1 protein-coding gene is annotated in these 960 nt (G+C 30.6%); it reads left to right on the forward strand.

The features are described 5' to 3' along the window. Positions 1-52 precede the first annotated feature (52 nt). Entirely contained in the window at positions 53-955 is a 903-nt protein-coding gene (locus tag DMB65_RS21840; RefSeq protein ID WP_110308727.1) for an IS1595 family transposase, read from the forward strand. Positions 956-960 lie beyond the last annotated feature (5 nt).

Here is a 960-nt window from a genome sequence, read left to right on the forward strand (position 1 = left end):
ATTGAGTTAGTCATTTAGTTTCTGTATCTTTATGCCTTTAAAATCATACGTTATGGAAGTGTTTGAAGGACAAAGCATACTAAACTTTATAAAAGAATTGCCAAATGATGAAGCATGCAAAGCTTATTTATCACAAATTAAATGGAAAGATGGCTTTACTTGTATAAAATGTGGACACACTAAAGGCTGTGAAAAATCAGGATATAATTATCAATGTTATGGTTGTCAACATGTAGAAAGTTCTACCGCAAATACATTGTTCCATAAAGTTAAGTTTGGTTTACACAAAGCTTTTTGCATTGTATTTGAAATGACCACCAGTAGCAAAAGTGTATCAAGCATTCAAATGGGAAAACGTTTTGAAATACGCCAAGGCACTGCTTGGTATTTTATGCAAAAAGTACGCAAAGCAATGCAAAGCAGTCAGAAATATCCTTTGTCAGAATTAGTTCATGTGGATGAATTTACTGTTGGAGGAAAAGAAGAAGGAAAACAAGGAAGAAGTTATGATTCTAAAAAGAAAAAGGCAGTAATAGCAGTAGAATTAAACCAAAAGCATCAGATAAAAAGAGTTTATGTAAAGTCTATTGATGACTATTCTTCAAAATCATTAACCCCAATTTTTGAAGAGCATATAAGTAAAAGCGCACAGATAGTTACCGATAAATGGAGAGGATATGAACCTCTAAAAAAGGTTTATAATATTGAACAAAAATTAAGTGATCAGGGGAAAAATTTCAAGGAATTACATATTGTAATAATGCAATTGAAATCTTGGATTAGAACAATACCAACTCACGTTAGCAAATGGCATATTCAAGCTTATTTTGACGAGTTTTGTTTTAGGATAAACCGTTCTCAATTTAAAACAAGTATTTTTCATAAATCCATAGAAAGAATGGTAAATGCAAAACCGATATATCAAAAAAATATAAAACAGATATTAAGTGCATAACTCAA

It is taken from the genome of Flavobacterium cheongpyeongense (assembly GCF_003202435.1).
Taxonomy (GTDB): Bacteria; Bacteroidota; Bacteroidia; order Flavobacteriales; family Flavobacteriaceae; genus Flavobacterium; species Flavobacterium cheongpyeongense.

Bases quoted from the DNA above. Each gene is read 5' to 3' on its own strand.
- DMB65_RS21840 (WP_110308727.1), top strand. From the start codon at position 53: ATGGAAGTGTTTGAAGGACAAAGCATACTAAACTTTATAAAAGAATTG.